Here is a 25472-nt window from a genome sequence, read left to right as displayed (position 1 = left end):
GTGCACGTGCTATATAACCTGATTATCGCGCACCAGTTTATAGCAATACGGCCTCGATATCATTACTTCGCCGGCCGCCCCGCTTAACGACCATGAGATGTGGCTAGGAAAGATGGAGATGGCTGATACCGTTTGCACCACCGCACAAAGTCGTGTGATTTCATCGCGGCTCTGCCTTAAAAACGTCAGGTGAGCGACAGGCGCGTTATGAGTTGGGACCTCAATAGTCTTTTCCGGCATCATGCGAAGGGAATAGCAACGTCTCTGAGGCGGAACGGCATCAGGGATGACGTCGCTGCGGATATTACACAGGATGCATTCCTGCGCGTGCTGGCGAAGCCTCCGACTGAGACCGGTACAAGCCACAATCCGAAGGCCTATCTCTACCAGGCGGCGCGCAATCTGGGCATCAACCACCGGCGCCGCGAGGCCTTGATTGAGACTGTCGATATTGCCGGCATCGATATCGTCGATCCCACTCCCTCTCCAGAGCGGGTGGTTTATTCGAGACAATGCCTGTCGCAGACCTATCAGGCTCTCGGCGAGCTACCCGAACGAACGCGGCAAGCCTTCGAGATGCACCGGCTGGGGGAGCGGACAACTGCCGAAATCGCCGAGGAACTGGGAATTTCCACCACGCGCGCCTGGTCCATCATTCGCGATGCCTACCGGCATCTGGTGTCGAGTGTCGAAATCGACTGAAATTCCCCCTGCCAGAACGGAAAATTTGCGCTGCCCGTTTGTATCAGTAGATAGAGCAATCGAGACGCCGATCCGCTGGAAGAATGGCAATGAGCGACACAAAAACGGATCAGGGCCGGCTGCTGGACGAGGCGATCGATCTGATCATTCGGTACCAGAACGACCCCGACAATCCCGTGACCAGTGAAATGATCCACGCCTGGCGCGCCCGCAGCCCTCAAAACGAGCAGGCTTGGTCACGCGTGGCGCAGATACATGGCATTTCCGGCAAAATCCTCATCGAGAAGCGAAAAATCGAACGGGGTGAAAGTCTGGGGCTGACGCGTCGGCAATTGGCGCTTGGCGGGCTCGGCCTGATTGGAGCCGGCGCCGCCGCCTATAGTCTTGGCCCGAGCCTGCTGCTCAAGGCTCGTGCTGACTACATCACCGCAGAAGGCGAAATTCGCCAGATCCGGTTGCCAGATGGCAGCGCGGTCACGCTCGGCCCGGAAAGCGCAATCGCACTGGACTTTTCAGGGCAGCACCGCACCGTCGACCTCCTATCGGGCATGTCCTTTTTCGACGTGGCGCACGACCCAGCCCGGCCTTTTTCCGCCACGTCTGGCCCTTTTCGTGCAGTTGCGGCGGGAGCGACGTTCGATATCTCCAATGATGCCGGCGTCTTGTCGGTCAGTGTCGAACATGGGAATGTCGAGCTAAGAGGGAAGCGCGAGGCCTCGGATCCCATCGCGTCACTGAGCGCCAGAGAATGGATCACAATCGACCCGTCATCAGGTGATATCGACCGCGGGCTGCGCGAAGCTGGCCAGGTTGCCTCATGGCGCGACAAGCTGCTCATTGCCGAAAGAGAGACGGTGTCTGCACTTTCGGCCCGTATCGGCCGCTGGATGCCCAGCCACATCATCATCGCCGATGCATCCATCGGCCGGCAACGGGTCAGTGGCGTCTTCGATCTGAATAACCCGCTTCGCGCTCTTCAGGCAGTCGTTCATCCGGTCGGCGCGCATGTACGCCAGATTACGCCATTCGTGACGCTCGTTTCATCCGTCTGAAAAAAGTTGACTCAAAGGGTGAAAATTTCGCCACCCCGATTGTAATAGCTACAGGGACAACGATCACCATGAGCATGGCATGACCGCTCCCTTGAAGAATGCGCTAAATAGGGGTGGCAAGCAGGATGACACGCAAGATCGGCCAAACGACGGTAAGATCCACGAGCACGGCGCTCATGACGGTGCTCATGATGACGACAGCCGTTGGGGTCGGCCTGACACTGGCAAGCAGCGAGGCATTCGCACAGGCACGGGCCGAAGCGACATTCTCCGTTCCGGCCGGGCCACTAAGCAGCGCACTGACTGCATTCGGACGGCAAGCAGGGCTTCAGGTTACCTATCTTGCCTCGGTTGCTTCCGGCAAAACATCTCAGGGTTTCTCCGGGCGATCGACACCCGATCAAGCCCTGTCTAGGATATTGGCAGGATCGGGGCTGCGCTTCTCCTTTGCCAACGCAACGACGGTGGCAATCTCGGGCACAGACAGCGATACGACTGGCGCAACCGGCAGCGGCCAGAACGAATTGCAACCGATCGTCCTCAGCACGACGCCTTCGGGAGCGCAGGACAACGAAACCATGGCTGCCCAAGTGAGTAATGCCGCCACCAAGCTCGACACCCCGCTGGTGAAGACGGCACGTTCCGTTTCGGTCATCACGAGGAAGGAACTGGAGCAGCGGCAGGCCCAGACCATTCTGGAAGCCGTTGGTTACACGGCAGGGGTGACGACAGGCCAGAGCGGCTTCGACCCGCGCTTCGACGAACTGCATATCCGCGGTTACGAAGGCACCTATACGACTGACTACAAGGACGGGCTGCAGCAGCCCTATCTGAACTTCTCCATGTTCAGAACCGAACCCTATTCGCTCGAGCGTGTCGAAGTGGTCAAGGGCCCGGTCTCGGTGCTTTACGGTGCCGGTTCGCCGGCAGGTATCGTCAACAAGGTGTCGAAGCTTGCCGACGGCAACGAAGTCCACGAAGTCGAGACCATGTACGGCACGGAGGACCGCAAGCAGGTTGCCTTCGATTTCGGCGGCAAGCTGGCCGATGACAGCGATTTCTCCTACCGGCTCGTCGGCCTCGCCCGCAAGGGCGAAACCAATTTCGACATCGAGGACGACAGCTATTTTCTACAGCCGTCATTGACCTGGCAGCCCACCGACCAGACGAAGGTGACGATCTACGCCCTGGCGCAAAAGACCGAAACGGACGGTTCCGTCAGCGCCTTGGTCGACGAGAGCGGCAAGGTTCTCGATATGCGAGCCGGCGACCCCAAATACGACTATCAGAAGACCGACCAGCAGCAGGTTGGATATCAGGTCGAGCACGAATTCAACGATCTCCTGACATTCCGCCAGAATGTTCGTTTCTCTCACCTCAGCCTGCGCACACGCTATCTGGAAGTGGGTGAATGGGACGGCACCATCCTGCACCGTTATCCGTACGCATTCAGAGAAAACATGGATGTGTTCCAGACCGACAACCAGTTGCAGTGGACGTTCGATACCGGGCCGCTATCCCACAAGCTCCTGACCGGGCTCGACTATATGAAGGCGGGCTCGACCTTCATCTATGGCTATGACTTCTATGACCCATACGATCCGGCTTTCGACCTCGACATCTCCGATCCGCATTACGGCGTGACCGGACCGACACCAGGTTACAGCAACTACCGGCAGCGGTCCCGCCTGCAGCAGACCGGCCTCTATGGCATGGACCAGATCGAAGTCGACAACTGGAACTTTACGGTCGGCGGGCGCCAGACCTGGGTCCAGCAGACAAACGGCGGTCAGAATGAAGGGGATCCTATCAACGACCATCTGAGCGACGGAGCGTTCAGCTATCAGGTCAGCGCGCTTTACGCCTTCGACAACGGCATATCGCCCTATGTCAGCTATGCGACATCTTTCGAGCCAGTCACGAACCGGTCGCTCTCGGACACAATCCTCGACCCCGCCAAGGGTGAGCAGGTCGAAGCCGGTGTGAAATACCAGCCGCCGGGCTCGGATATCTTCCTGTCGGCAGCCGCATACCATCTCGTCGAAAAGAACAAGCCAGTCCTCGATCCCGCCGACCCCGCTGGATTGGCCTATCGGTCGCTTGGAGAGGTCACGAATAATGGCTTCGAACTCGAGGCGCGTGCGACAGTGCTCGACGGCCTGGATATGATTGCCGCCTATACTTACACCCATTCCGAAATCACGGGCGGCGATGATGTCGGCAACATGAGCGCGGTGACACCGGCCCATGTGGCAAGCCTCTGGGCAAACTATACATTCGCCGAAGGGAGCGCGCTTCCGGGGCTCTCGGCCGGCGCAGGTGTCCGCTATTCCAGCTCCAGCTACACGAGCACGGAAAACACCGACAAGAATGACGCAAGGGTCTATTTCGACGCCGCACTCGGCTATAATTTCGGGGCAATCGACAAGAAGTACAACAACCTTGTCGCCTCTCTGAACGTCCGCAACATTGCCGACGAACGGGATACGATCTGCAACGAAGGCTTCTGCTATCTCGGCCAGGGCCGCAACATTACCGCATCGCTCAAATATCGCTGGTGACACCCGGCATCTGCCGCGCCGACCAGACCCGTTGACCTTACGTTCGCGAACGGGTCGCGACGGAAGTGAGCCCAGAATGAGAAGATCCGGGAAAAGGAGCAGCCTTTTCCCGGATCTTTTGCATCATTGCGCCGCCTTGATCTTGGCAACGTCCTCGGCGCTCATCTCGCCGACCGTGGTGACCTCTCCATTGGTGATCTTCCACAGCCGGAACGGGCCGGTAATATCGCCATACTGGTCGAAGCTCACCGGACCGATAACGCCCTCATACTTGACCGGCTTGCCTTCCTTGATCAAGGCGAGGGCCTTTTCGAACTCGGCCTTGCCGGCATGGATCGGCGTTCCGCCTTCGGCAACGACCTGCGGCATGGCGGCCTTGATGGCTGCAGCATCCGACTTGCCCGCCTTGGCAATCGCAAGAGCGACGATCGCCCCCGCATCGTAGGAACGGTCGGCGGCCGGAGCGGACGGCGAAATGCCGCCGGAGAAGGCCGAATAGTTGGCGTTGAAATATTCGGTCGAAGCCGTCGGGCTGGTACCGGATGACGTGCCATAGGCATTTTCGAGATACTGGGCGCCGACGCTTTCAATGAAATCCTTGGAGTTCATGCCGTCGTTGAGCAGGAAGGTCTGGGCGCCACCGCCGGAAATCCATGCACGGGCAATGGTTGCGCCATCGACCGGCGTGCTGACGAGGTAAAGCGCCTGCGGATCGCCGGCCATGGCTGCACTGGCTTCGGATGCGTAGCTCGACTGCTTTTCATTATAGGGCGTGGTCGAGGTGATCGTGCCGCCGAGCTTCTTGTAGGCGGTGGTGAACTCCTTGACCATGTTGACGCCGAAGTCATTGTTGACGTTGATGATGGCGATCTTCTTCAGGCCCTGATCGATGGCGAATTTCGCCGCCGCCGTACCCTGAAGCGCGTCCGAGGTAATGGTGCGGAAGAAGACGCCATTGGTCTTGCCGTCGCGACCGAGCGCCGTCAGCGTCGGCGAGGAGGATGCGGGCGAGACCTGCACGACGCCGGCCGGCGCCGCGACAGAGGTCAGGATCGGGATCGATACCGATGAGATGATCCCGCCGATGATGACCGGCACCTTCTTGATATTGACGAGCTGCGTTGCCTGATCGACGGCAACATTGCCCTGGCTCTGGCTATCGCGCGTATCGGCGACGATCTTGCAGCCACCGACACCACCGGCATCGTTGAAATCCTTGAACGCCATGGCAACCGATTTCGCACCAGCCTGACCGTATTCGCCGGCAGGACCGGTCAGTTCCATGACGAGGCCGACAGTGATGTCGCAATCGGCAGCGAGAACGGGCGCGGTGGAAGCCGCAAGCACCGCGGCCACGGCAGAAAGCAGAAGTGATTTTCTCATGTCATTCCCCTTTGTTGAGATTGTATTTCATGATGCTGCCGTGCCGCCCCTCGCGGTCACGTTCCAGCGTATAGACATCTCCTTCAAGCGGGCTTGCCTCAGCAAGAACCGCATCGATTTCGGCGCAATCGACCTCGCTCAGGCGGATGTCGGCGATCGCCAGATTGGAGGCGAGATGGTCACGGTTACGTGCTCCGACAATCACCGCGGCAACACCTGGCCGCGTCAGCATTGCTGCACTTGCAACCGTGGCAATGTCGACGCCATGGCGGTCGGCAACCTTGCGCAGAACCGACAGCAGTGCCTGGAACAGATCCCAGCCGCCGAAATCGTCGATGATCAGCTTGTATTTGGTGAGCGACCGGTTTTCGAGCGGATGGTCCGGTTCAGGCTTGCCGAGCCAACGATCACCAAGGAAACCGCCAGCAACCGTCCCGTAACAGAAGAGCGCGAAATTGTTCTCTGCAGCAAGCTGCACCATACGTCCTTCCGGACGCCGGTCGAGCAATGAATATTGCAGTTGCAGCGATGTGAAGGGCACACCGGCGGCAATGATGGCCTCGATGTGATCGCTGTCGAAGTTGGTACCGCTCACCTTGTCGATCTTGCCGGCCTGCTGCAACTCTTTCAGCCAGACAGCCGTCTCCAGCCATCCGGGAATGTCATAGGCCCACCAGTGGAATTGCACGAGGTCGAGCCGCTCGAGGTTGAGCCGCTTCCGGGAAGTGTCGATGACACTCTCCACATACGCCTTGCTGATTGTCGGCAGGACCGTCAGATCGGGCACGAATTTCGTATGAACCCTGATTTTCGACAGAGCCTCCTGCCCGCGCAGATCGGCATAACGCAGCCGGAATTTTCCGATCAGCTCCTCGACGCCGGTGTAGATATCGGCGCAGTCGAACGTGGTGATGCCGGCGTCGGCGAAGGCAACCATGTCCTCAACTGCAGTGTCGGCATCGATCGGTCCGTGGCCGCCGGCCATCTGCCAGCCACCTCGGATGACCCGCGAGATCTCATAGTTCGGCGCGATGGTGATGCGTTGCATGTCGTTTCCCTATTCGTCACGGTATGAAGCGGGCAATGGAACAGCCGTGGTCTCGCCATGGCTGAAACGGCGCAGGCCGGTGCGGGTGATCCTCAGCCGCGTCGAGCAATTGGGATCGGGACAAGCGATGTCCGCATCGCTCGTCATCCAGTCGTTCCGATGCGTCGGACGTTGCTTGGCGGCGAGAAGCGGAAGTGCCGAGGCGAGCGAATAGATGGAAATGCCCTGCCCCGCGGGCAAATGCAGCATCTCGCCCTGAAGCGTGAAATGGTCGCCCGGCTTTGCGCCACAATAGACTGCACCGCCTTCCGGGATGATCACGTCAACCCGTAGGTCGAACAATTCGAAACCGTCGTCATGTTCAGTCATTGAATGCCTCTTTCGCCGCAGCCTCTTCCTGGTCCAGCCGGCCACGGATGAGATCGAAGGATCGGCTGATATCATTCGACAGTGATCGCAACGCAATCTCCGCATCGCGCCGTTCCAGCGCTTCGATCAGCGCCCAGTGGTGATCGGTCGCAGCCAATCCACCATGCTCGTCATGGATATGGGCGGCCTTGCGGATGATCGCGCCGGATTGCAGCCAGAGGCTTTCGACGATCGGGATCATGACTGCAGAGCGAGCTGCCTCATAGATATGAAAATGGAAGCGATGGTTGAGCTCCGAGGTGACCTGACCGATATCCTTCCCATGCCGCTCGAAGGCTGCATCGCAATCGAGATTGATCTGTTTGAGAATTGCGAAATCATCCTTCGTGAGGTTGGGCAAAGCGAGCACCACCATCTGCCCCTCGATCAGGATCCGTGCCCGCGCCAGGTCATCGAGCCGTTCGCGGGTGATCAGCGGCACGCGCACGGACCGGCTCGGCAGTGCTTCCAGCGCCTGTTCCGAGACGAGCCGCCCCAGGGCTTCGCGCACCGGCATGGTACTGGTCTGCAGCCGCTCGGCCAGATCGACGATGCGCAGCACGTCTCCAGCATCGAACATGCCATTGATCAATGAGCGCCGCAGCTGTGCGTAAACGCGTTCATGCAGCGTCTCGCGCCCGACAGGTGCCAGCACGTCCCGCGCGGCGACCCCGTCACCTCCCCGTCGCGCCTGCACCGCCATCCGCCTCTCCCGCTTTTGCCCCTGCCGGATTGTTTTTCCGGTTGCTTTTCCGCCATGGGTGAAGTTTGATCAAACATCAACCATCAAATCAAGAACCTTTCTTCTGCCATGCCCCGAACCTCCTCCAACATCGCCGAAAATGTTGCCGGCCGCTCTGCGGCGGTTGTCGAGGCACGCAATCTGGTCAAGAAATTTCAAGGCATGACCGCCGTTTCCGGCATGTCATTGTCGCTCGGTTCGGGTGAAATGGTCGGCCTGATCGGCCCCAACGGCGCCGGCAAGACAACTCTCTTCAACCTGATCGCCGGATCGCTCAAGCCGACATCCGGTGAGATCTGGATCGGCGGCCGTGACGTTTCGCAGGATAGCCCGGAAAAGCGCATTGCCAGCGGTGTCGGCAGAACCTTCCAGATACCGCGACCATTTCTCGAAATGAGCGTGCTCGACAATCTGCTGACAGGCGCACAGGCCCAGGGAGGCGAGCGGCTTTTTGCCAATTTCCTGCGCCCCGGCCTCGTCCGCCGACAGGAGAAGGCCGCGACTGAAAAGGCGCGGGCACTTCTGGATTTTGTCACGCTATCCGATCTTGAACATGAACCGGCAAGAGTTCTGTCCGGCGGGCAGAGAAAGCTTCTCGAACTGGCGCGAATTCTGATGGCAGATCCACAGGCGATCCTGCTCGACGAACCGGCAGCCGGTGTCAATCCGGCGCTTCTGGAGACGATCATGGAGCGGGTGATTGCGCTGAATGCACAGGGCAAATCCATCCTTCTGATCGAACACAACATGGATATGGTCTCGCGCCTATGCTCGCGCGTCGTCGCCATGGCGCTCGGCCGGCCGCTTGCCGAGGGCACACCGGCCGATGTCGCGGCCAATCCGGCGGTGATCGAGGCCTATCTCGGAGGCGCTGCATGAGCGGTTCCTCGAACAGCATTGCTGCGCTTGAAACACGCGGTCTCGTTGCCGGCTACGAGCCGGACCTGCCGATCGTTCGCGGGATCGATCTTTCCGTTGCACCGGGCGAACTTCTGGTGCTTCTCGGTCCGAACGGCGCCGGCAAGTCGACCTTCGTCAAGGCCATCGCGGGCGTCGTTCCAATCCATGCCGGCCACGTCATCCTGTCCGGGCGCGACATTACCAATGTGCCTGCCCATCGCAAGATCACGGAAGGCCTCGCGTTCGTACCACAGACGGAAAATATCTTCGCGACGCTCAGCATCCATGAAAATCTTCAGCTTGCCGCCGCAGTTCTGCCGAAGCCCATGAGGGCGGACAGGATCAAGGCGCTTTACGAGCGTTTTCCCGACCTCGCCTCTGCCCCGTCGCGGCTCGCCGGCACGCTTTCGGGCGGTCAGCGGCAGATGCTGGCGGTCGCCCGGGCGCTGATTGTGGACCCTCCAGTCATCATCCTTGATGAACCATCGGCCGGGCTGTCTCCCAAGATCGTTTCAGAGGTCTTCGACATGCTGCAGCGGATCAATGCGGCAGGCGTCACCATCATTCTCGTCGAACAGAACGTCAAGGCGGCCTTGAAGATCGCCAGCCGCGCCGTCGTTCTCGTCGAAGGACAGATCCGCCATGAAGGTGCGGCGGCATCCCTTCTCGACAATCCGGTCATCGCCAAACTTTACCTCGGCACGGGACATGCAAAAAACCATGTCCGGGAGGCTGGGCAGCCATGAATCCACAATTTCTGATGGACGGCCTGGTCGCAGGTGCGATGATCGGGCTCGGAGCGATCGGTGTCACCCTCACCTATTCGATCTTGCGGTTCGCCAATTTTGCCCACGGCGAACTTCTCTCTTGGGGCGCCTATCTCGCCATGGCGATCAGCGGCGCGCTCGGCATGCTTTCGACGACGCTCGTACAGCCAATTGCACCATTTTCCTTCGGCTGGTCACTGCCGATCGCTGCCATTCTCGCGATAGCACTCACAGGCCTTCTGGCGCTCGCGGTCGACGCCTTGCTGTTCGGCAGGCTGCGGCGGCGCGGCAGTGCGATTATCATTCTCGTCATGGCCAGCTTTGGCGCATCGCTGGCACTGCGCAGCCTGCTTGAATTTATCTTCACCTCGAAGCCCGCCTATTACACCAAAGCGCTGCAGATTGCGGTGAAGCTTGGCGGCGGATTACGCGCCACACCAGATCAGCTTCTATCACTCGGTGTGAGCCTCGTGGCGGTAATCGTCATCCACCTTCTGATGACCCGCACCGACATCGGGCGATCAATGCGCGCGGTGAGCGAAAACCCCGCTCTTGCCGGCATTGCCGGCGTCGACGTTCGCCGGGTGATCCGCGTCGTCTGGTTCCTTGGCGCAGCACTCGCCTGCATTGCGGGCATCATGACTGGGCTCCTCGTGCAGATCCGGCCTTATCTCGGCAATGATCTGCTGCTACCTCTGTTTGCCGCTGCGATCCTCGGAGGCATAGGCAGTGTGCCCGGCGCGATGCTTGCCGGGCTGATCGTCGGTCTGTCTGAAGCACTCGCTGTCCAGCTCGTCGGTGCTGAATGGCGCGCTGCAGTCTCCTTCGTCATTCTCGTGATCGTGCTTCTGGTGCGGCCGCGCGGCTTGTTCGGGAGGGCCGCATGAGCCTCGATATCCTTGCCTATGGCGCTTTCTTCCTCACCATGGCCCTGACCTACGCGATCATCTGCCTCGGTCTCAACGTGCAATGGGGCCAGACCGGCCTGTTCAATGTCGGCATCGCGGCCTTCGTCGCCATCGGGGCCTATACGTCCGCACTGCTGACGACGCCTGAGACGCCCGATCGCTTCGGCGGGTTCGGCCTGCCTATCTTGATCGGCTGGATGGCTGCGGCACTGACCGCCGGGATTGCTGCATGGCTGGTGGGAGCTCTGACGATCAGACTACGATCGGACTATCTGGCGATTGCCACTTTCGGAGTTGCCGTCTCGGTGCAACTCTGCGTATTGAACATTCAGCCACTTACAGGCGGCGCCTTCGGCGTGGGTTTCATACCGCGCCCCTTCGGCAGCCTCGCCTCCGATCCGCTCGCCTTCAGTCTTGCCAATCTGGCGCTGACAGCCTGCGTCGTCCTTGCGCTCTATCTCGGACTTGAACATCTGGCGAAAAGCCCATGGGGCCGCGTCTTGCGGGCAATTCGCGAGGACGAGACTGCCGCGCAGGCACTTGGCAAGCGCCCGATCCGTTTCCGTCTGCAGGCATTTACGATCGGTGGCGCGATCATGGGGCTGGCCGGCGCAGTTCAGGGGCACTTCATCGGCTTCATCGCACCCGACAACTACCTGCCCATCCTGACTTTCCAGGTATGGGCCATGCTGATCGTTGGCGGATCCGGCAACAATCGCGGCGCCATTCTCGGATCAATCCTGGTCTGGGGTCTCTGGGCCCTGACCGCCGCCGCAGTTTCCGTCTTCGTTCCGCCCGAACAGCAGGCCCGGGCATCCTCCCTGCAGATCGTCGCGATCGGTGTGGGACTTTGCCTCATCCTGCTCCTGCGCCCGCGCGGCATACTCGGCCAAGGCCGATCGCCGATTGCCGGACGTTTCAACTCAAAATCCAGAGCCCAGCAGGCATCGAAGGAATGACCACAATGAGCCAATCCCCCGAACGCATCTCGATCGCAGCTGGCCTTTCAATCAGCCGCCTTGTCTGCGGTCTCTGGCAGGTCGCCGATATCGAGAAGAACGGCGCGGTGATCGACCCGGAAGTCGGTGCAACCGCCCTGCAGGCCTATGCCCAAGCCGGCTTCGATACGTTCGACATGGCCGATCACTATGGCTCCGCAGAACTTATCACCGGCCGGCTGCTCTCCCGCTATTCCGACGCATCGAAACGTCCAGTCGCCTTCACCAAGTGGTGCCCGGAGCCGGGTCCGATGACCCGGGGCGTGGTGCGCCGCGGCGTTGAGGAGCGGCTGCGCCGGCTAGATACCGACCGGATTGATCTCCTGCAGTTCCATTGGTGGACATTCGAACATCCGGCCTGGCTCGATGCGCTGCATGAGATGCAGAAGATGAAGGAAGAGGGCCTCATTACCGCACTCGGCCTCACCAATTTCGACGCCGCCCATCTCGCAGTGGCGCTCGCCGACGGCATAGAGATCGCGACCAACCAGATCTCCTTCTCGCTCGTGGATCGCCGGGCGGGTGGCGCCCTTTCCCACCTTTGTGCGAAGAGTGGCGTCAAACTGCTTGCGTATGGCACGCTCTGCGGTGGGTTCCTCTCGGAAAAGTGGCTTGGCAGATCCGAACCGAGCGAAATCGCCGATTGGAGCCGTTCGAAATACAAGCGCTTCATCGACGCTGCAGGCGGCTGGGAAGGATTTCAGGGCATCCTCAAGGCAGCCGGCGATATCGCCCGCAAGCACGGGGTTTCGATCTCCAACGTCGCCAGCCGGTGGGTGCTTGAGCATAAGGCAGTGGCGGCAACAATCATCGGTGCGCGGCTCGGCGAGAGCGAACACCGCGACGACAACCTCAAGGTCTTTTCCTTCAAGCTCGACGACGAGGACAAGGCAGCGCTCGATACTGCCTTTGCCGCCACGAAGCCAATCCCCGGCGATTGCGGCGACGAATATCGCAAGCCGCCCTTCCTGACCGCCTCCGGAGACCTGAGCCACCATCTCGACGCCATTCCTTCCATCTACACCGCAGAACCGGTCCCTGGCAGGCCGAACCGCATGCGCGTCTCCTCCGGCAGCGTCTGGGAACCCATCGCCGGCTATAGCAGAGCAGTCAGGATCGGCGACCGGATATTGGTTTCCGGCACGACGGCGACCCATGCAGCCGATCGCTGCGTCGCACCGGGCAATCCGGGCGCCCAGGCAACCTATATTCTCGACAAGATTGCCGCGTCGATCTCTGCACTCGGCGGCAGTATGGAGGATGTCGTGCGTACCCGGGTCTACCTGCGCGACGCGAACCAGTGGGAGCCGGTGTCGCGCGCCCATGGCCGGATGTTTTCGACCGTCCTGCCCGCCAACACGCTCATTGAGGCCGGCAATCTCGTCGGCGATTATGAGGTCGAGATCGAGGCGGAAGCTATCTGCGCCTAAGGCAAGTTCACTGCGTGGCGTCAACTGGCCCTGGTGTGTCGTGCCGCTTGAGGTCGGCCCGACTACGAAATGGCCTCAAAGCCATGGGCAAGGTCGTGCGGAGCGAGATGATGTCGCTCGCGATCCCTTGCTTCCAGCGGCTGTCCGCGCGTGGCTCAATCGTCATGCATGATATGTGACACATTGCCGGAACTCTCTGCGTCCAACGGCGTTTGGGTCTCGTTCATTTCACGCTATGGCGGCGATCTCATGTTGCGAGACTTCTTTCATCCGAACGACCTGATCCGTGTAAGCTACATACTGGCTACAGATTTCGGGCCGTCGATATCAGTTCTGATCGCTGTTCTTGCTGTCGGCGCCTGGTTTCTCGGTGTTGATTTCCAGGCGACGACAACGGCGGGTTCGGGATTGGCCGGTTGGCTTTGAAATATGTTGCCAAGCCGGTCGGGTGACCATTTCACAGCTTCGGCGTAAACATCTCGAACCGATCGCGGATCGTGGCGCAGGTATCCCCGCCAAGCCTTGCGATGGCATCGATACCGGCCGGGTCGACATGCAGATTTTCATCGACAACACCATCCTGGTAATGGGCGAAGACGATCTCGCCCATGATGATCTGGCGCGATCTTCCAAGCTCCAGCGTCACATGACGCCTGCATTCGAAGGCAGCAGGCGCTTCCTTGATATAGGGCGCGGCGATCTTCGTGCCCGGCATAGCCGTCAGGCCTGCCTGCTTCAGTTCATCGATACCACGCGGATACTTGGCGGCACAGACATGCATCGCCTCGCCAATCGCGAATGACACGATATTTACGGTGAAGACCTCGGTCATGCGGATATTGTGGCCCGTGTCCTTGAACGACATGTCGGGATTGTTCTCGACACCGAGCGCAAGGATCGGCGGATCCGCCGAAAGGCAGTTGAAGAAGCTGAACGGCGCAGCATTGACACGGCCCTCCTCGTCAACGGTCGTCACCAGGGCAATCGGTCGTGGAATGATGGTGCCGATCATCAGCTTGTACCTCTCGCGCGCGGTCAACGAGGTAAAATCGAACCCCATGCGCTCGCCTGTTTCCGACCGGGAAAAATTCATTGTCATTGTTCATTCCTTTGATGCACACGGCGTAGAGGGCCCGCGACTAATCGATATCACAGCCAGCCAATCTCTTATGGATACGGCAGCGGCGAAAGAGCAGCCGGCAAGGAATTTGGCATCCAGTACGCCATTCGACGCAGAATTCCGATCAGTGCAGCTTTTGGGTTCCATTCCCTAGACGGGTTGAGTTTTGGCAACTGAGACACGTGACTGCGACAAGTTGCCACTCATCCAATGGCCGGCCAATGGAGCACTGGCGGCTCCGAAGTTCGGCGATTGGCCACCGAATGCCCTGTATGACATGCCTTTGCGATACCACAGCGAACGCTTCTGACGAAAGACGTCGCCGGAACGCAATCTCCGAGGCCTTACTTAAACGTGCGAGGCGCGCCCTGACGATGCAAGTTAATCGCCACGATTGGTGGACTATGGGAAGTTCCGAAGATATTCCGAATGTCATACCCTCATTTATCCAAGTCCTACCTTCTCCCGACCGTGCGCATTTCTCCCAATTCCGTTGCCTTTACGGCGCTCTGCGGCGCCCTGATGGCGTTTCCCTCCATGTCCATCGATGTCGGCTTGCCCGCTTTCGACATGATGGCTGACGCTTTGAAAACCGAGCCATCGACCGTGGCTCTGACGCTTACGACGTTTCTCCTCGGCTTCTCGGTGGCACCGCTTCTCTACGGTCCATTGTCTGATCGCGTCGGGCGACGACCGGTACTTATTGTTGGCTGCGGCATTTATGCGATTGCCAGTATCTTCTGCATGTTGACCGGCTCCATCGAACACCTCCTTGCCTGGCGCCTTTTGCAGGGAATGAGTGCCGGCGCGGGACCCGTTCTGGCGCTTAGCCTGATCCGTGACTGCCATGAGGGAGTGAAAGCGCGGACACTCCTGTCCACCGCGGCAGTCTTTCGAACCCTCGGCCCCATGCTGGCGCCTTCCGTCGGCGCCTTTTTGATGACAGTCGGCGATTGGCGCTGGATCTATGGCTTCATGACCGCGGGGAGTTCCGCGCTGTTCATCGCCGTCACGCTTTTCCTACCCGAGACGGCGCCAAAGCGAACGCAGACAAGTCCGCGTATTGGCATGATCCAAAGCTTTGGCCAGATCCTGCGCAATCGCACGGCCATTGGCAACGTGATGGTGCTGGCGCTCAATTTCGGCAGCCACTTTTCCTATGTCGCCGGCTCATCGCTTGTGGTGATCAGCGTGTTTGACGTATCGCCTCAGGTTTATGCCCTGATGTTCGGCATGTGCGGCGCGGGAATCATGGCGGCTTCGGCAGTCTCGGCCGCGCTTAACAAGCGGGCGGTTGATCCGTTCAAGCTTGTGGTCACAGCGGCGACGGCCTCTGTCATCTCGATGCTCATCGGTGCCGTACTGAGTATCACGCACCTGCTGACAGTGGAAATTCTCGGCGTGCTGCTTGTGGTGAATGCATTTTCCTTCGGCCTACTGCAGCCCAACGTACAGCAAGCGGCGCTACAGCCGGTTGCCCATGTCGCCGGGGCGGCCTCGGCGCTGATGAATGCAATGATCATGGGCATGGGCGCAATCGGCAGCATCATCGTGAAATCACTGGTCGATTTGGGCGCTCTATCGATGACCGGTACGATGCTGTTTTTCTGCGTGCTGACGCTGGCTTGCGTCTTCTGGACCAACAAGAAAGCGCCCGCCGCGACAGCCATGGAAGTTTGATCGGGCCGATTGCGAATGGCTGGATCTTTTAGCCAGCCCGTCTGAGAACCCATTGGAAAGTCCCCGCCCAGATCGACGGATCGATCTCCGCCTCCAGCGTCTTGCCGAGATCGGCAAAGGTCACCTTGCGAAGAGCAGCCCGCCAAGCCTCGTCGGCTTCCCACATCACCCGGGCAACCGCGCACGGTCCATCGTCGCAATAGCCTTTGGGTCTGCAGGGATTGTTCTCCCTGATATTCTGGCAGACGAATGTTCTGCCGGCGCCCTCGACAGCCTCGACGACGTCCAGGAATGTCAGTTCCGATGGCGCCTTCGCCAAACGGTACCCACCAGAGGGACCAAGCGTCGTATCGACGAGGCCCGCCTGCGACAGGCTTTGAAGCGCTTTGGAAAGATATTCCTTCGGCAGCCCGTGGAATTCGGCAAGGGCTTTCGTGGACAGGTACCGGCCTTCCGGCAGGCCCGACAGAACGGCACAGCAATGCAGCGCCCACTCCACTTGACTCTTCAGGATCATTCAAAGGCATCCGGGCATGAAATTCGCATTAAGGACAATAAATATCCCTATCTAGAAAATATGTAAATGTACGCTTCCAAGGCAAGCATTGCCGGCTGAACGGGCTCAGGCGGGAGTAATCCGAGGGTTCATCAGTCCGCGGTCGGCCCGCGCCCTTCATCACATCGCCGGCATTCTGTCATATGCCAACCGGAAGCCAACGTTGCTGGCAGCGCTATCGGGCGACAGACCAATCCGCGCAGCGATCCTATAGCGATAGCAATAGCTCTCATGACACAGGAAGGAGCCGCCCTTGAGGATTTTTTCGATGTTCTTCGCGGCCTGCAGGTTACGGATCTTGGCCGCCTTCGACACCGAGCGGACGCGAAATGGCTCGGCAGTCCACTCCCAGACATTGCCAGCCAGATTATAGAAGCCGTCATCCGTAGGGTCATAGCTGCGGGCGGGCGCGGTGCCTAAGAAGCCATCCGCCAACGTGTTCTCATGCGGAAAACGGCCCTGCCAGATATTGCAGAAGATCGTATCGTCACGCGGCTCGGCATCTCCCCAGGGGTAACGACGGCTACGGTTTCCTCCGCGGGCGGCATGTTCCCACTCCGCCTCGGTCGGCAGGCGACCTCCCGCCCAAGCTGCAAAAGCCATCGCATCATTCCATGAGACCTGCGTCACCGGATGCTCCAGGCGGTCCCCGGTCGAGCTTCCGGGTCCCTCCGGCCTGTTCCACGACGCAGCGTCGATCTGCATCCACCGGGGTGTCCCCGCAATATTATGTGTCGCGCGGGCAGCATCTGGCAAAAGGCCAGAGAACACGGCCGAGCATCCGAATGTTTCGGCCTCGGTGACATAACCGGTGCTCTCCACGAATTCAGCAAACCGTGCCACAGTCACCGCTTCGGCTTCCAGATAGAAATCATCGAGAGTGATGGCACGCCTGGGGCCCTCGCCATCCATCGGCAAAACCGGCTCGCTGGTGCCCACGAAGGTTGCACCACCCTTTACGGCAATGACATCGCACGCGCTGCGGCCTGTTCGGAGAGGCGTCAGCCGATTTATAGGCTGCCATTCCTGCCGGGTTGGCAAAGCCCCGGCCTCATTCTGACGCCCGCCACTCGAGCAACATGAGCCCATTGCGTTCTCCATCGGTCCATAAAGCCAAGGTAGGTGTGCTATTCGGCGTTCATCGCGCTCCCGGAAGGCGAAAGCATACCCGCGAATTGATACCGGTCACCGGGGTGCACCATTTCGACATAGGTGACGGTCCTATCATTCTGCCATGTCTGACGCACGAGCAGGAGGCATGGTTCGCTGCGTTCGATCTCAAGCAGTTTTGCCGCTGCCTTGTCGGCGAGAACGGCGCGGATGACGTGCCTCGCCTGAGACCATGGCAGTTGGTCCAGCAACCAGCTGGCGGGAGGGGTACTTTCGAATGTTTCGAAGCGCGCGCGCGGGACCAGATCCAACATGATGATGCGCTGCTCCAACGCGTTCGGCTTCCCGTCGACGAAATGCAGGCATTCCAAGCGGAGGACCTCGATACCCTTCTTTTCTCCGGTCTTCTCCGCTTCCGCCTCGCTGAGCCTGTCGACCTTTCGCATCAGTATCCGATAGCTGTGCGTATGACCGGCCTTGCGGGCCTCGACGCCGATATCCTGGATATCGAGCACAGTTCGATCGATCTGAGGCCGGGATACAAACGATCCGATGCGCCGGCGTCGCACGATCATGCCACGGCTGGCGAGCGCCGAAAGCGCCTTGTTCACCGTCATCCGCGAGCAATTATATGTGCCCTCCAATTCGTGTTCGGGGGGCACGCGAGCGCCTGGAGGCCAGCTGCCGGTGACGATCTTCTGCTCGATATCGTCGAAGATCCTCTGGTGCATCGAAGTCACGACATCTCCCCCAATGTCAAATCATCATCTACAGCAACGTCCTGCGTCCTTGCATCGCCCGGTCAAGCCAATCTGGATCCATCTCCGGCGTCGACGTCAACAGCAGCTCCGTATACGCGTTGTACGGAGGCGAGAACACTGCGGTCTTTGGTCCCTGATCCAGAACCTTTCCATGGCGCATGACGACGACATCGTCGGCGATCGCCTTGACGGTGTTCATGTCGTGGGTAATGAACATGTAGCTCACCCCGAATTCGCTCTTCAGGCGAGCCATCGTCTTCAGCACTTCCGCCGCGACCAACTGGTCAAGCGCAGATGTGATCTCGTCGCAAATGATCAGGTCCGGCTCGGCGGCAAGTGCGCGGGCGATGGAAACACGTTGCTTTTCACCACCCGAGAGCTGGCTCTGATAGCGGTCGAAATATTCCGGCTTCAGCTCCAGCGTCTCCAGCAATTCGATCACGCGAGCCTTGTTCTTGGCTCCGCTGAGGCCATGATAGAATTCGAGCGGCCGCCCGATGACTTCTCCAATCTTGAGGCGCGGGTTCAATGCGAGGTCGGGCATTTGATAGACAAGCTGGATCCGCCGTAGCGTGTCGCGGCTGCGTTTCCTGAAGTCGGGCTCAAGTTCGCGATTGTTGAACAGCATGTGTCCGGAGGCCGCCGGCAACAATCCGCAGATCACACGGGCCAGCGTCGATTTTCCGGAGCCGGACTCGCCGACAACGGCTACCGTGCTGCCGCGATCGATCTTCAGATCTATGTCCTGCAGAACATTGACGACATTGCCGTAGCCGGCGGAAATTTTCTCCACGTGCAGGACCGGATAGCGCCCCTTCTCGACTGTTGAGGCCGCAATAGCCGGGACTTTCTCACGGATGAGTTCGGCGGTGTAGTTTTCCTTGGGCGCGGCAAGTAATTCGCGCGTCGGCGCATATTCCACAAGATCGCCATGGCGCATGACTGCAATGTGAGTGGCCACCTGCGCCACGAGTGCAAGGTCGTGACTGATGTAAATGGCAGCCGCCGAGCTCTTCGCCAGCGTATCGCGGATCGACGCAATCACATCCAACTGCGTCGTGACATCAAGCGCCGTCGTTGGCTCGTCGAAAATGATCAGGTCAGGATCTGTCGCCATGGCCATGGCAATCATCGCGCGCTGCAACTGGCCACCGGACAACTGATGCGGATATCGATCGCCGATATTGTCCGGATCGGGTAGCCCCAGTTCCCGATAGATGCGCTGCCCCTTGGCTCGCGCATCCGCCTTGGACATCATATTGCGCCGCAACAGAACCTCGCAGAACTGATCGAGCAACGTATGAGCGGGATTGAAGAAGCTTGCAGCCGACTGGGCGACATAGGCTATGCGAACGCCGCGGATCTTCTCCAGCGCCTTTTCACCAAGCTCAGTGACCTCGACACCATCAAAAATGACCGAGCCGGACGCAATACGGCCACCCTCTCTCGCATAACCCATGGCCGCAAGGCCAATGGTCGATTTGCCAGCGCCCGATTCTCCGATGACGCCCAGAATATCGCCTCGGCGAACATCCAGCGATACGCCATGCACAACCTCGCGCCACCCGTCGCCACTGCGCACTTCAATGCGCAGGTCCCGGATGGACAGAAGCGGGGCCTTGATATCGGCCTGATCGGATTGAGACATCTCGGGCTTTGCCTTTCTTGGTAATGTTCCGTCCAGCTCAGGCCGCACAACGCTTAGGATATCAGGCCCAACACAAACCGGTATTTCCCGCCACGACAGCCACCCTTCTCGGCACATATCAGCCTCCGACAGGCCATAGCGAAATCATGCGTGTCGATGACTGATAGGTGCCATCGGGCCCTTGCAGCTTTCACTATTTTGCAGCTTATTCGTATATACATTTGAAAGTCAATTCCATGCCGACGAGCTACTTCGCTCCGTTAGGCGACATGCTGATCATTGCGGCGCCGAGAGCCTAGCCTGCTTCTTTCCGGCAGTAATGATCCAGCGCTTGAATTCCTGGGCAAACGGCTTTTCGAGCGATGCCCTGTTCCAAGCCAGCAGATATGGATCAGACAGTTTCAGGCGATGATCAAACGGAACGACAAGGCGACCTGTTTCCAACTCGTCGGCAATGAGGGCCAACTGGGCGAGCACAAATCCCCTGCCTGCGACCGCCGCATCAATTGCACTGCTCGATAGCTGGTACGACAATCCACCCTCTCCGACACGACGATGGCTGCCTATGCTTTTGGCCCAGTCTGCCCAGCTCGGAGCGGGCGTATAAATGTTGGCCCAAACGATGTGGAGCAGCGGATGATTAAGAATATCTGCCGGCTCGTTCGGCGGATCGGCCTTGATCAATCCCGGGGCACACGCCGGCACAACCCAATCGGTGAAAAGCTCGACATAGTGTTCGTGGTGCACTTGAGAACCGTAATAGATCCGGAAATCGACCTCCTCCTCTCCGAGCTTTGGCTCTCGCTCCGTGCCGACGAGCTGGATGGCCACACCAGGATTGAGCGCCTGCCAGTCGAAAATCTTGCGACCCATCCATTTATTGATGACCGAGGTCAGTGAACTCAGCGTAATCCCGCTATCGTTCCGCGCGCGTTTCAAGACGTTCTGCGCGTTTGCGAGCTGGTCAAAGCCCAACTTGATTTCGGCGTGATAGACGCGCCCCCAGGACGTCAGCTCCATCCTTCGCCCGCCACGTTCCAGGAGGGTTATGCCGAGATGATCTTCGAGTTTGTGAATCTGCTGGCTCACCGCGCCCGGCGATACTCCAAGTATGCGGGCCGCGGCCGTGACGCTGCCGTGGGTTCCAACAGCCTCGAACACCTGAAGAGCTTTTAAATACGGGATCACTCGATCTTCGTTCCAATGGCGACCGGTATTTTAGAAAAACTAAAACGAAAAGCAAGCCAACGCGACTTGTCGTTTGTCAAAAACTTGCCCACCACTTAACGGCAGAGCAAAGGCACCGGAGAACCTGCAAACCTGAGCCGCAGCGCGGTATCGAAAGTCGAATTATTGTATAGACAATAATTCGACTCCGAACTAGCATTTCACTGACAAATGTCAAACAGGAGACCATTCAGGGACGCCGCAAAGACATCGCCGCGCCCAATCCGGCAGCAAATCCACCGGCAAGTTCAATTGCTTCAATAAACCAATAAGGGGAACGCAATGGTTCACGACTTCTCGATCGATCGACGCACATTCATGATGGGGGCTGCAGCAACCGCGGCTTCGCTGGCGCTTAAAGGCACTGCATTCGGCGCAACGCCCAAGAAGGGAGGCCACTTCCGTCTCGGCATGGGCGACTTTGCCACGACCGACACGCTTAACCCTCCCTACTCCGCGACCCAGTACCAGCAGAACGCATATCTGGCGATCTACAACTGCCTCGTAGAAGTCGGCCAGAACGGTGACCTCGTCCCCGAGCTCGCCACCTCATGGGAAGGCTCGTCCGACGCCAAGACCTGGGTCTTCAAGATCCGCTCGGGCGTGGAGTTTCATAACGGCAAGTCGCTGACAGCAGACGACGTCGTTTATTCCATAAATCTGCATTTTGGCCCGAACACACCATCCGGTGCAAAGCCGCTTCTCGCCGACGTCGATACCATCACAGCCACCGGCCCATTGGAAGTAACCTTCAAGCTGAAACGGGGGAACGTCAACCTTCCGGCCATCCTGTCCATGCCGGCGCTTTCCATCGTTCCCAACGGCTTCACAGACTTCACCAAGGCAGTGGGTACCGGCGCCTACGTGCTGGACAAGTTCGAACCCGGCGTTCGGATGACCGCCACGCGCAACCAGAAATACTGGAAGCCGAACCGCGGCAATTTCGATTCCATCGAGCTCATCTGCATCAAGGATGCCTCTGCCCGCGCGGCCGCACTTCAGGCCGGCCAGATCGATGCGTTCAACTCGGCAGATGTGAAGACCGCCAAGCTTCTGGCGCGCAGCCCGATGGTCAACCTCGTCAGCGTCCCGAGCAAGGCCCATTACGTTTTCCCGATGCTGATGGACGCCGATCCCTTCAAGGATCCTAACGTTCGGCTCGCCATGAAATACGCGATCGACCGCGAGGGCATGGTCAACCGCATCCTGAACGGCTTCGGCACCGTGGGCAACGACCAGCCGATCAACTCGTCCTATCGCTACTTCAATCCCGACATCGAGCAACGCACCTATGACCCGGACAGGGCCAAGTCGCTCTTGAAGAAGGCCGGCATGGACTCCCTGGCAACCCAACTCTTCGTCTCCGAAACGCCGTTTGCCGGCGCGACGGACAGCGCAGTCCTCTACAAGGAACAGGCTGCGAAGGCCGGCATCAACATCGATGTGAACAAGGTTCCGGAAGACGGTTACTGGGATAACGTCTGGTTCCACAAGCCGTTCTGCGCGGCGCGATGGAGTGGACGCATCACAGAAGACGTCGCGATCGGCGGAGTGTACACCACGGATGCCATCAAGGCGAAGTGGAACGAAACCCACATGTCCGACCCGAAGGTCGACCAGCTGGTTGTCGCCGCCCGCCAGGAACTGGACGAAACCAAGCGTCGGCAGATGTATTACGATCTGCAGCAGATCATTCACGACGACGGTGGCGCCATCGTGTTCGCATTCGCCAATTTCGTCTATGCGACCAGCAAGAAGATCGCATTCGATCCGGTCGGCACCGACTGGGCGATGGATGGCTCCCGCGCGGCCGAGCGGTGGTGGTTCGCCTGACAACGCCTAACGTGACGGCTCTCCTGAGCCGTCACGTTTCCGTCTTGCAATGATACCGCCGAGCACCGACTGTGTCCCAATGTCGGCGTAAGGCAACTGGATAGAGCGCGTGAACTCAATCATACGACTCCTGCTGCAACGGGTGGCCCTCGGCATTCTTACCCTGTGCCTCATCGCGGCGATCATTTTCTTTGCCGTGCAGGCACTGCCGGGCGACATCGCCCGTGGCATCCTTGGTCCGGAAGCAACCCCCGAGACACTGGCTGCTCTGCGGGAGCAACTTGGCTTGAATGTGCCCGCCTATATAAGGTTCGGGCAGTGGACCATGGCGCTTCTGCACGGAGATCTCGGCAAGTCGCTCGCGACCAAGCTGCCGGTTAGCGACCTGATCGGGTTCAGGATACTCAACACGATGATACTGGCGGCCTATGCGGCATTGATTGCGGTTCCGCTCGCCCTTGTCCTTGGCGTGACATCCGCGCTCTATCGCGACAGCTTTTATGACAAGCTTGTCTCCATCGTGACGCTCAGCGCAATCTCGATGCCGGAATTCTTCGTGGCCTATACGCTTGTGGCGATATTTGCCGTCTACTATCCGATCTTCCCGCCGATCGCTGCCCTATCTGGCGACGAGCCTCTGGCAACCTGGATCGAAACCCTGGCGCTGCCGGCAATCACGCTCTCCTTTGCCGTGACTGCCCACATGATGCGAATGATCCGGGCCGCCATCCTCGACGTCATGTCCAGCCCTTACATGGAAATGGCCGCCTTGAAGGGTATAAGCAGATCGCGTCGCATATGGCGCCATGCGATGCCCAACGCTATGTCTCCGATCATCAACGTCATCATCGTAAACCTTGCCTATCTTATCGTCGGCGTGGTCGTGATCGAAGTGATCTTTGTCTATCCGGGGCTTGGCCAGTTCCTTGTCGATTCCGTATCGAAGCGAGACCTTCCCGTGGTGCAGGCAAGCTGTTTGATATTCGCCGCCATCTATATCGTTCTCAATCTCTCCGCCGACGTTCTGGCGATCGTCTTCAACCCACGCCTGCGTTATCCGAGATAAGACCATGCTGAAATCTCTTTCGATCAAGCGCTGCCTGGAAATCCTGTTCAGTGCCTTCGTGGTCATTTTCCTGCTAGCATCCATTTTCGCCAATTGGGTCGCACCGTTTCCTGAAACCGAAATCGTCGGATCGAACTGGAGCGGCGCGTTCTGGCAGGATACGTCCGAGAATGCGGCCTTCCTTCTGGGCACCGATCAGCTGGGCCGCGACGTGTTCTCCCGGATCCTTTTCGGGGCGCGCAATACGATCGTCATCTCATTGGTGACGACCGTTATCGGCTTCGTCATCGGCGCCGGCCTCGGCTTTGCCGCGGCTATCGAGCGCGGATGGTTCGACCAGATCATCAGCCGCATCGTCGACCTGCTGATGGCAATTCCCACCCTGATCCTGGCGCTGATGGTACTCGCCATCATGGGAACGTCGCTGCCTGTGCTGATCCTTGTCGTCGCTGTGATAGAGGCAACCAGGGTATTCCGCCTGAGCCGTCTGGTGGCGATGAATGTCGCCTCGCTTGAATATTTCGAATCCGCACGCCTGCGCGGAGAGGGCATCGCCTGGCTGATCCGCAAGGAGATAATGCCCAACGTGCGGGTTCCGCTGATCACCGAGTTTGGCGTCCGCTTCTGCTTTACCTTCCTATTCATCGCGTCGCTAAGCTTCCTCGGGTTGGGAATCCAGCCGCCGGCAGCCGATCTCGGTGGCATGGTGCGCGACAATGCCAGCGCGATTTCCTACGGGGTGCTTGCTCCCCTTTTTCCAGCCTTGGCGATTGCCATTCTGATCGTGGCAATCAACATCTGGCTCGATCGCTTCATCAAAATCCTTGGAAAGTAAGCACATGGCAGAGATCGGCAACTTCGTACCACCGGCTGACGTCGGGTCGGCCCTTTATGATGACGACGTCAACGGCATCATACGCCGGGCCTTGAGGTTGGGCCGGCCGGAGGAGCCCATCGCCTTTTACGGATCGTCGTCCTTCTTCTTCTGGACGAGGCTCTGCGAAGATCTTGGCTGCCTCGATGCTGTCAATCTGGGTTTTGGCGGTGGGACCTATGCAACCGCGCTACATTATTTCGACCGACTTCTCATGCCTCTCAAGCCTTCCCGTATCGTGCTGTATTTCGGCGAGAACGACATCTCCAACGACGGATTGACGGCACATTCGACCTTCGCGCGGTTTGAAAAGCTCATCGAGAAGATCGAAGCGAGTTTCGGTAAAATTCCGGTATTCTGCCTGTCGACGAAACAAAGCCCGGCGAAGTGGATTTACGCCGACGAAGTTCGCCAATTCAATGCGCTGGTGGCCGAAAGATGCGCCTCGGCGGGCCACCTGCATTTCGTTGATGTCGGGTCCAGCCTGATCGGTGAAAACGGCAAGCCAATGAGCAAATATTACGTCGCCGACCGCATCCATATCACCGAGGGTGCCTACGGCCTCTGGGCTCGTATTCTCAAGGCGACGCCGGGCCTGCTCACCAGCGGCAGTTAGTGCCGGAATGGCGCCGTACCCACGGCAATACCGTCTTAATCCATTGACGACAGACGCATAAAAGGCGGGCCGGGGCCCGCCT

The 25472-nt window shown here is 59.1% G+C and carries 24 protein-coding genes; 14 read left to right on the top strand and 10 right to left on the bottom strand.

Features of this window, described 5'->3' with window-relative positions; genetic code table 11:
• Window positions 1-207 precede the first annotated feature (207 nt).
• The 3 genes from NCHU2750_RS22420 (at window position 208) to NCHU2750_RS22410 (ending at window position 4315) form a co-directional block, all read left to right on the top strand.
• Complete coding sequence (locus NCHU2750_RS22420) at window positions 208-702, top strand: sigma-70 family RNA polymerase sigma factor (RefSeq protein ID WP_119943976.1); 495 nt, start codon at window positions 208-210, stop codon at window positions 700-702.
• Between the two features lie 89 nt (window positions 703-791).
• Window positions 792-1754 (top strand): FecR family protein, encoded by a 963-nt coding sequence (locus tag NCHU2750_RS22415; protein ID WP_119943975.1) that lies wholly within the window; start codon window positions 792-794, stop codon window positions 1752-1754.
• A gap of 125 nt (window positions 1755-1879) precedes the next feature.
• Complete coding sequence (locus NCHU2750_RS22410; RefSeq protein WP_245480476.1) at window positions 1880-4315, top strand: TonB-dependent siderophore receptor; 2436 nt, start codon at window positions 1880-1882, stop codon at window positions 4313-4315.
• Between the two features lie 123 nt (window positions 4316-4438).
• Here the strand turns inward: NCHU2750_RS22410 and NCHU2750_RS22405 are convergent, their stop codons facing one another.
• From NCHU2750_RS22405 to NCHU2750_RS22390, 4 genes are read right to left on the bottom strand one after another with little or no spacing between them, the layout of a single operon-like run.
• Window positions 4439-5698: an ABC transporter substrate-binding protein gene (locus tag NCHU2750_RS22405; protein ID WP_119943974.1), complete on the bottom strand. Its 1260-nt coding sequence runs from the start codon at window positions 5696-5698 to the stop codon at window positions 4439-4441.
• Window position 5699: 1 nt separating this feature from the next.
• Window positions 5700-6746, bottom strand: a complete 1047-nt coding sequence (locus NCHU2750_RS22400) for an aldo/keto reductase (protein WP_119943973.1) — start codon at window positions 6744-6746, stop codon at window positions 5700-5702.
• Between the two features lie 9 nt (window positions 6747-6755).
• Window positions 6756-7115 (bottom strand): TIGR04076 family protein, encoded by a 360-nt coding sequence (locus tag NCHU2750_RS22395; protein WP_119943972.1) that lies wholly within the window; start codon window positions 7113-7115, stop codon window positions 6756-6758.
• Window positions 7108-7857 carry a GntR family transcriptional regulator gene (locus NCHU2750_RS22390; RefSeq protein WP_119943971.1) on the bottom strand — a complete coding sequence of 250 codons (750 nt, stop codon included), beginning with the start codon at window positions 7855-7857 and terminating at the stop codon, window positions 7108-7110. Before NCHU2750_RS22390 ends, NCHU2750_RS22395 begins: the two co-directional genes overlap by 8 nt.
• Window positions 7858-7965: 108 nt before the next feature.
• On the opposite strand from NCHU2750_RS22390, the gene NCHU2750_RS22385 reads away from it, so the two are divergent.
• From NCHU2750_RS22385 to NCHU2750_RS22360, 6 genes are all read left to right on the top strand, one after another.
• Window positions 7966-8775 (top strand): ABC transporter ATP-binding protein, encoded by an 810-nt coding sequence (locus NCHU2750_RS22385; RefSeq protein WP_119943970.1) that lies wholly within the window; start codon window positions 7966-7968, stop codon window positions 8773-8775.
• Window positions 8772-9542 (top strand): ABC transporter ATP-binding protein, encoded by a 771-nt coding sequence (locus tag NCHU2750_RS22380; protein ID WP_119943969.1) that lies wholly within the window; start codon window positions 8772-8774, stop codon window positions 9540-9542. Before NCHU2750_RS22385 ends, NCHU2750_RS22380 begins: the two co-directional genes overlap by 4 nt.
• Window positions 9539-10450, top strand: coding sequence for a branched-chain amino acid ABC transporter permease (locus tag NCHU2750_RS22375; RefSeq protein ID WP_119943968.1), 912 nt, complete (start codon window positions 9539-9541; stop codon window positions 10448-10450). Before NCHU2750_RS22380 ends, NCHU2750_RS22375 begins: the two co-directional genes overlap by 4 nt.
• Window positions 10447-11430, top strand: a complete 984-nt coding sequence (locus tag NCHU2750_RS22370) for a branched-chain amino acid ABC transporter permease (protein WP_119943967.1) — start codon at window positions 10447-10449, stop codon at window positions 11428-11430. Before NCHU2750_RS22375 ends, NCHU2750_RS22370 begins: the two co-directional genes overlap by 4 nt.
• Before the next feature lie 5 nt (window positions 11431-11435).
• Entirely contained in the window at window positions 11436-12899 is a 1464-nt protein-coding gene (locus NCHU2750_RS22365) for an aldo/keto reductase (RefSeq protein WP_119943966.1), read from the top strand.
• Window positions 12900-13082: 183 nt separating this feature from the next.
• On the top strand, window positions 13083-13325 hold the full coding sequence (locus NCHU2750_RS22360) for a hypothetical protein (protein WP_119943965.1): 243 nt from the start codon (window positions 13083-13085) through the stop codon (window positions 13323-13325).
• A gap of 31 nt (window positions 13326-13356) precedes the next feature.
• Here NCHU2750_RS22360 and NCHU2750_RS22355 read toward each other — a convergent pair whose 3' ends face one another.
• Window positions 13357-13992 (bottom strand): flavin reductase family protein, encoded by a 636-nt coding sequence (locus NCHU2750_RS22355; RefSeq protein WP_502703870.1) that lies wholly within the window; start codon window positions 13990-13992, stop codon window positions 13357-13359.
• 564 nt (window positions 13993-14556) lie between these two features.
• Between NCHU2750_RS22355 and NCHU2750_RS22350 the strand changes: the two genes are divergently transcribed.
• Window positions 14557-15699: a multidrug effflux MFS transporter gene (locus tag NCHU2750_RS22350; RefSeq protein WP_245480475.1), complete on the top strand. Its 1143-nt coding sequence runs from the start codon at window positions 14557-14559 to the stop codon at window positions 15697-15699.
• A 28-nt stretch (window positions 15700-15727) separates the two neighbouring features.
• Here the strand turns inward: NCHU2750_RS22350 and NCHU2750_RS22345 are convergent, their stop codons facing one another.
• The 5 genes from NCHU2750_RS22345 to NCHU2750_RS22325 all read right to left on the bottom strand — a co-directional run bounded on the left by NCHU2750_RS22345 (window position 15728) and on the right by NCHU2750_RS22325 (window position 20962).
• A complete protein-coding gene (locus NCHU2750_RS22345; RefSeq protein ID WP_119943963.1) occupies window positions 15728-16216 on the bottom strand; it encodes an RrF2 family transcriptional regulator in 489 nt (162 codons plus the stop codon).
• Between the two features lie 159 nt (window positions 16217-16375).
• Complete coding sequence (locus NCHU2750_RS22340; RefSeq protein WP_245480474.1) at window positions 16376-17194, bottom strand: formylglycine-generating enzyme family protein; 819 nt, start codon at window positions 17192-17194, stop codon at window positions 16376-16378.
• A gap of 188 nt (window positions 17195-17382) precedes the next feature.
• Entirely contained in the window at window positions 17383-18105 is a 723-nt protein-coding gene (hutC, locus tag NCHU2750_RS22335) for a histidine utilization transcriptional repressor HutC (protein ID WP_119943961.1), read from the bottom strand.
• A 28-nt stretch (window positions 18106-18133) separates the two neighbouring features.
• Window positions 18134-19774 carry an ABC transporter ATP-binding protein gene (locus NCHU2750_RS22330; RefSeq protein WP_162939752.1) on the bottom strand — a complete coding sequence of 547 codons (1641 nt, stop codon included), beginning with the start codon at window positions 19772-19774 and terminating at the stop codon, window positions 18134-18136.
• Window positions 19775-20050: 276 nt separating this feature from the next.
• Window positions 20051-20962 (bottom strand): LysR family transcriptional regulator, encoded by a 912-nt coding sequence (locus NCHU2750_RS22325; RefSeq protein ID WP_119943960.1) that lies wholly within the window; start codon window positions 20960-20962, stop codon window positions 20051-20053.
• 321 nt (window positions 20963-21283) lie between these two features.
• On the opposite strand from NCHU2750_RS22325, the gene NCHU2750_RS22320 reads away from it, so the two are divergent.
• The 4 genes from NCHU2750_RS22320 (at window position 21284) to NCHU2750_RS22305 (ending at window position 25390) form a co-directional block, all read left to right on the top strand.
• A complete protein-coding gene (locus NCHU2750_RS22320) occupies window positions 21284-22834 on the top strand; it encodes an ABC transporter substrate-binding protein (protein ID WP_119943959.1) in 1551 nt (516 codons plus the stop codon).
• Window positions 22835-22943: 109 nt separating this feature from the next.
• Window positions 22944-23900, top strand: coding sequence for an ABC transporter permease (locus NCHU2750_RS22315; RefSeq protein WP_119943958.1), 957 nt, complete (start codon window positions 22944-22946; stop codon window positions 23898-23900).
• A gap of 4 nt (window positions 23901-23904) precedes the next feature.
• On the top strand, window positions 23905-24735 hold the full coding sequence (locus NCHU2750_RS22310) for an ABC transporter permease (protein ID WP_119943957.1): 831 nt from the start codon (window positions 23905-23907) through the stop codon (window positions 24733-24735).
• 4 nt (window positions 24736-24739) lie between these two features.
• Window positions 24740-25390 (top strand): GDSL-type esterase/lipase family protein, encoded by a 651-nt coding sequence (locus NCHU2750_RS22305; RefSeq protein WP_119943956.1) that lies wholly within the window; start codon window positions 24740-24742, stop codon window positions 25388-25390.
• The last annotated feature ends 82 nt before the right edge of the window (window positions 25391-25472 follow it).

Origin of the sequence: Neorhizobium sp. NCHU2750, assembly GCF_003597675.1 — a bacterium.
In the GTDB taxonomy this organism is placed as follows: domain Bacteria; phylum Pseudomonadota; class Alphaproteobacteria; order Rhizobiales; family Rhizobiaceae; genus Neorhizobium.
The sequence above is the reverse complement of the archived record's forward strand: the minus strand, read 5'-3'. Positions and strand labels throughout refer to the sequence as shown.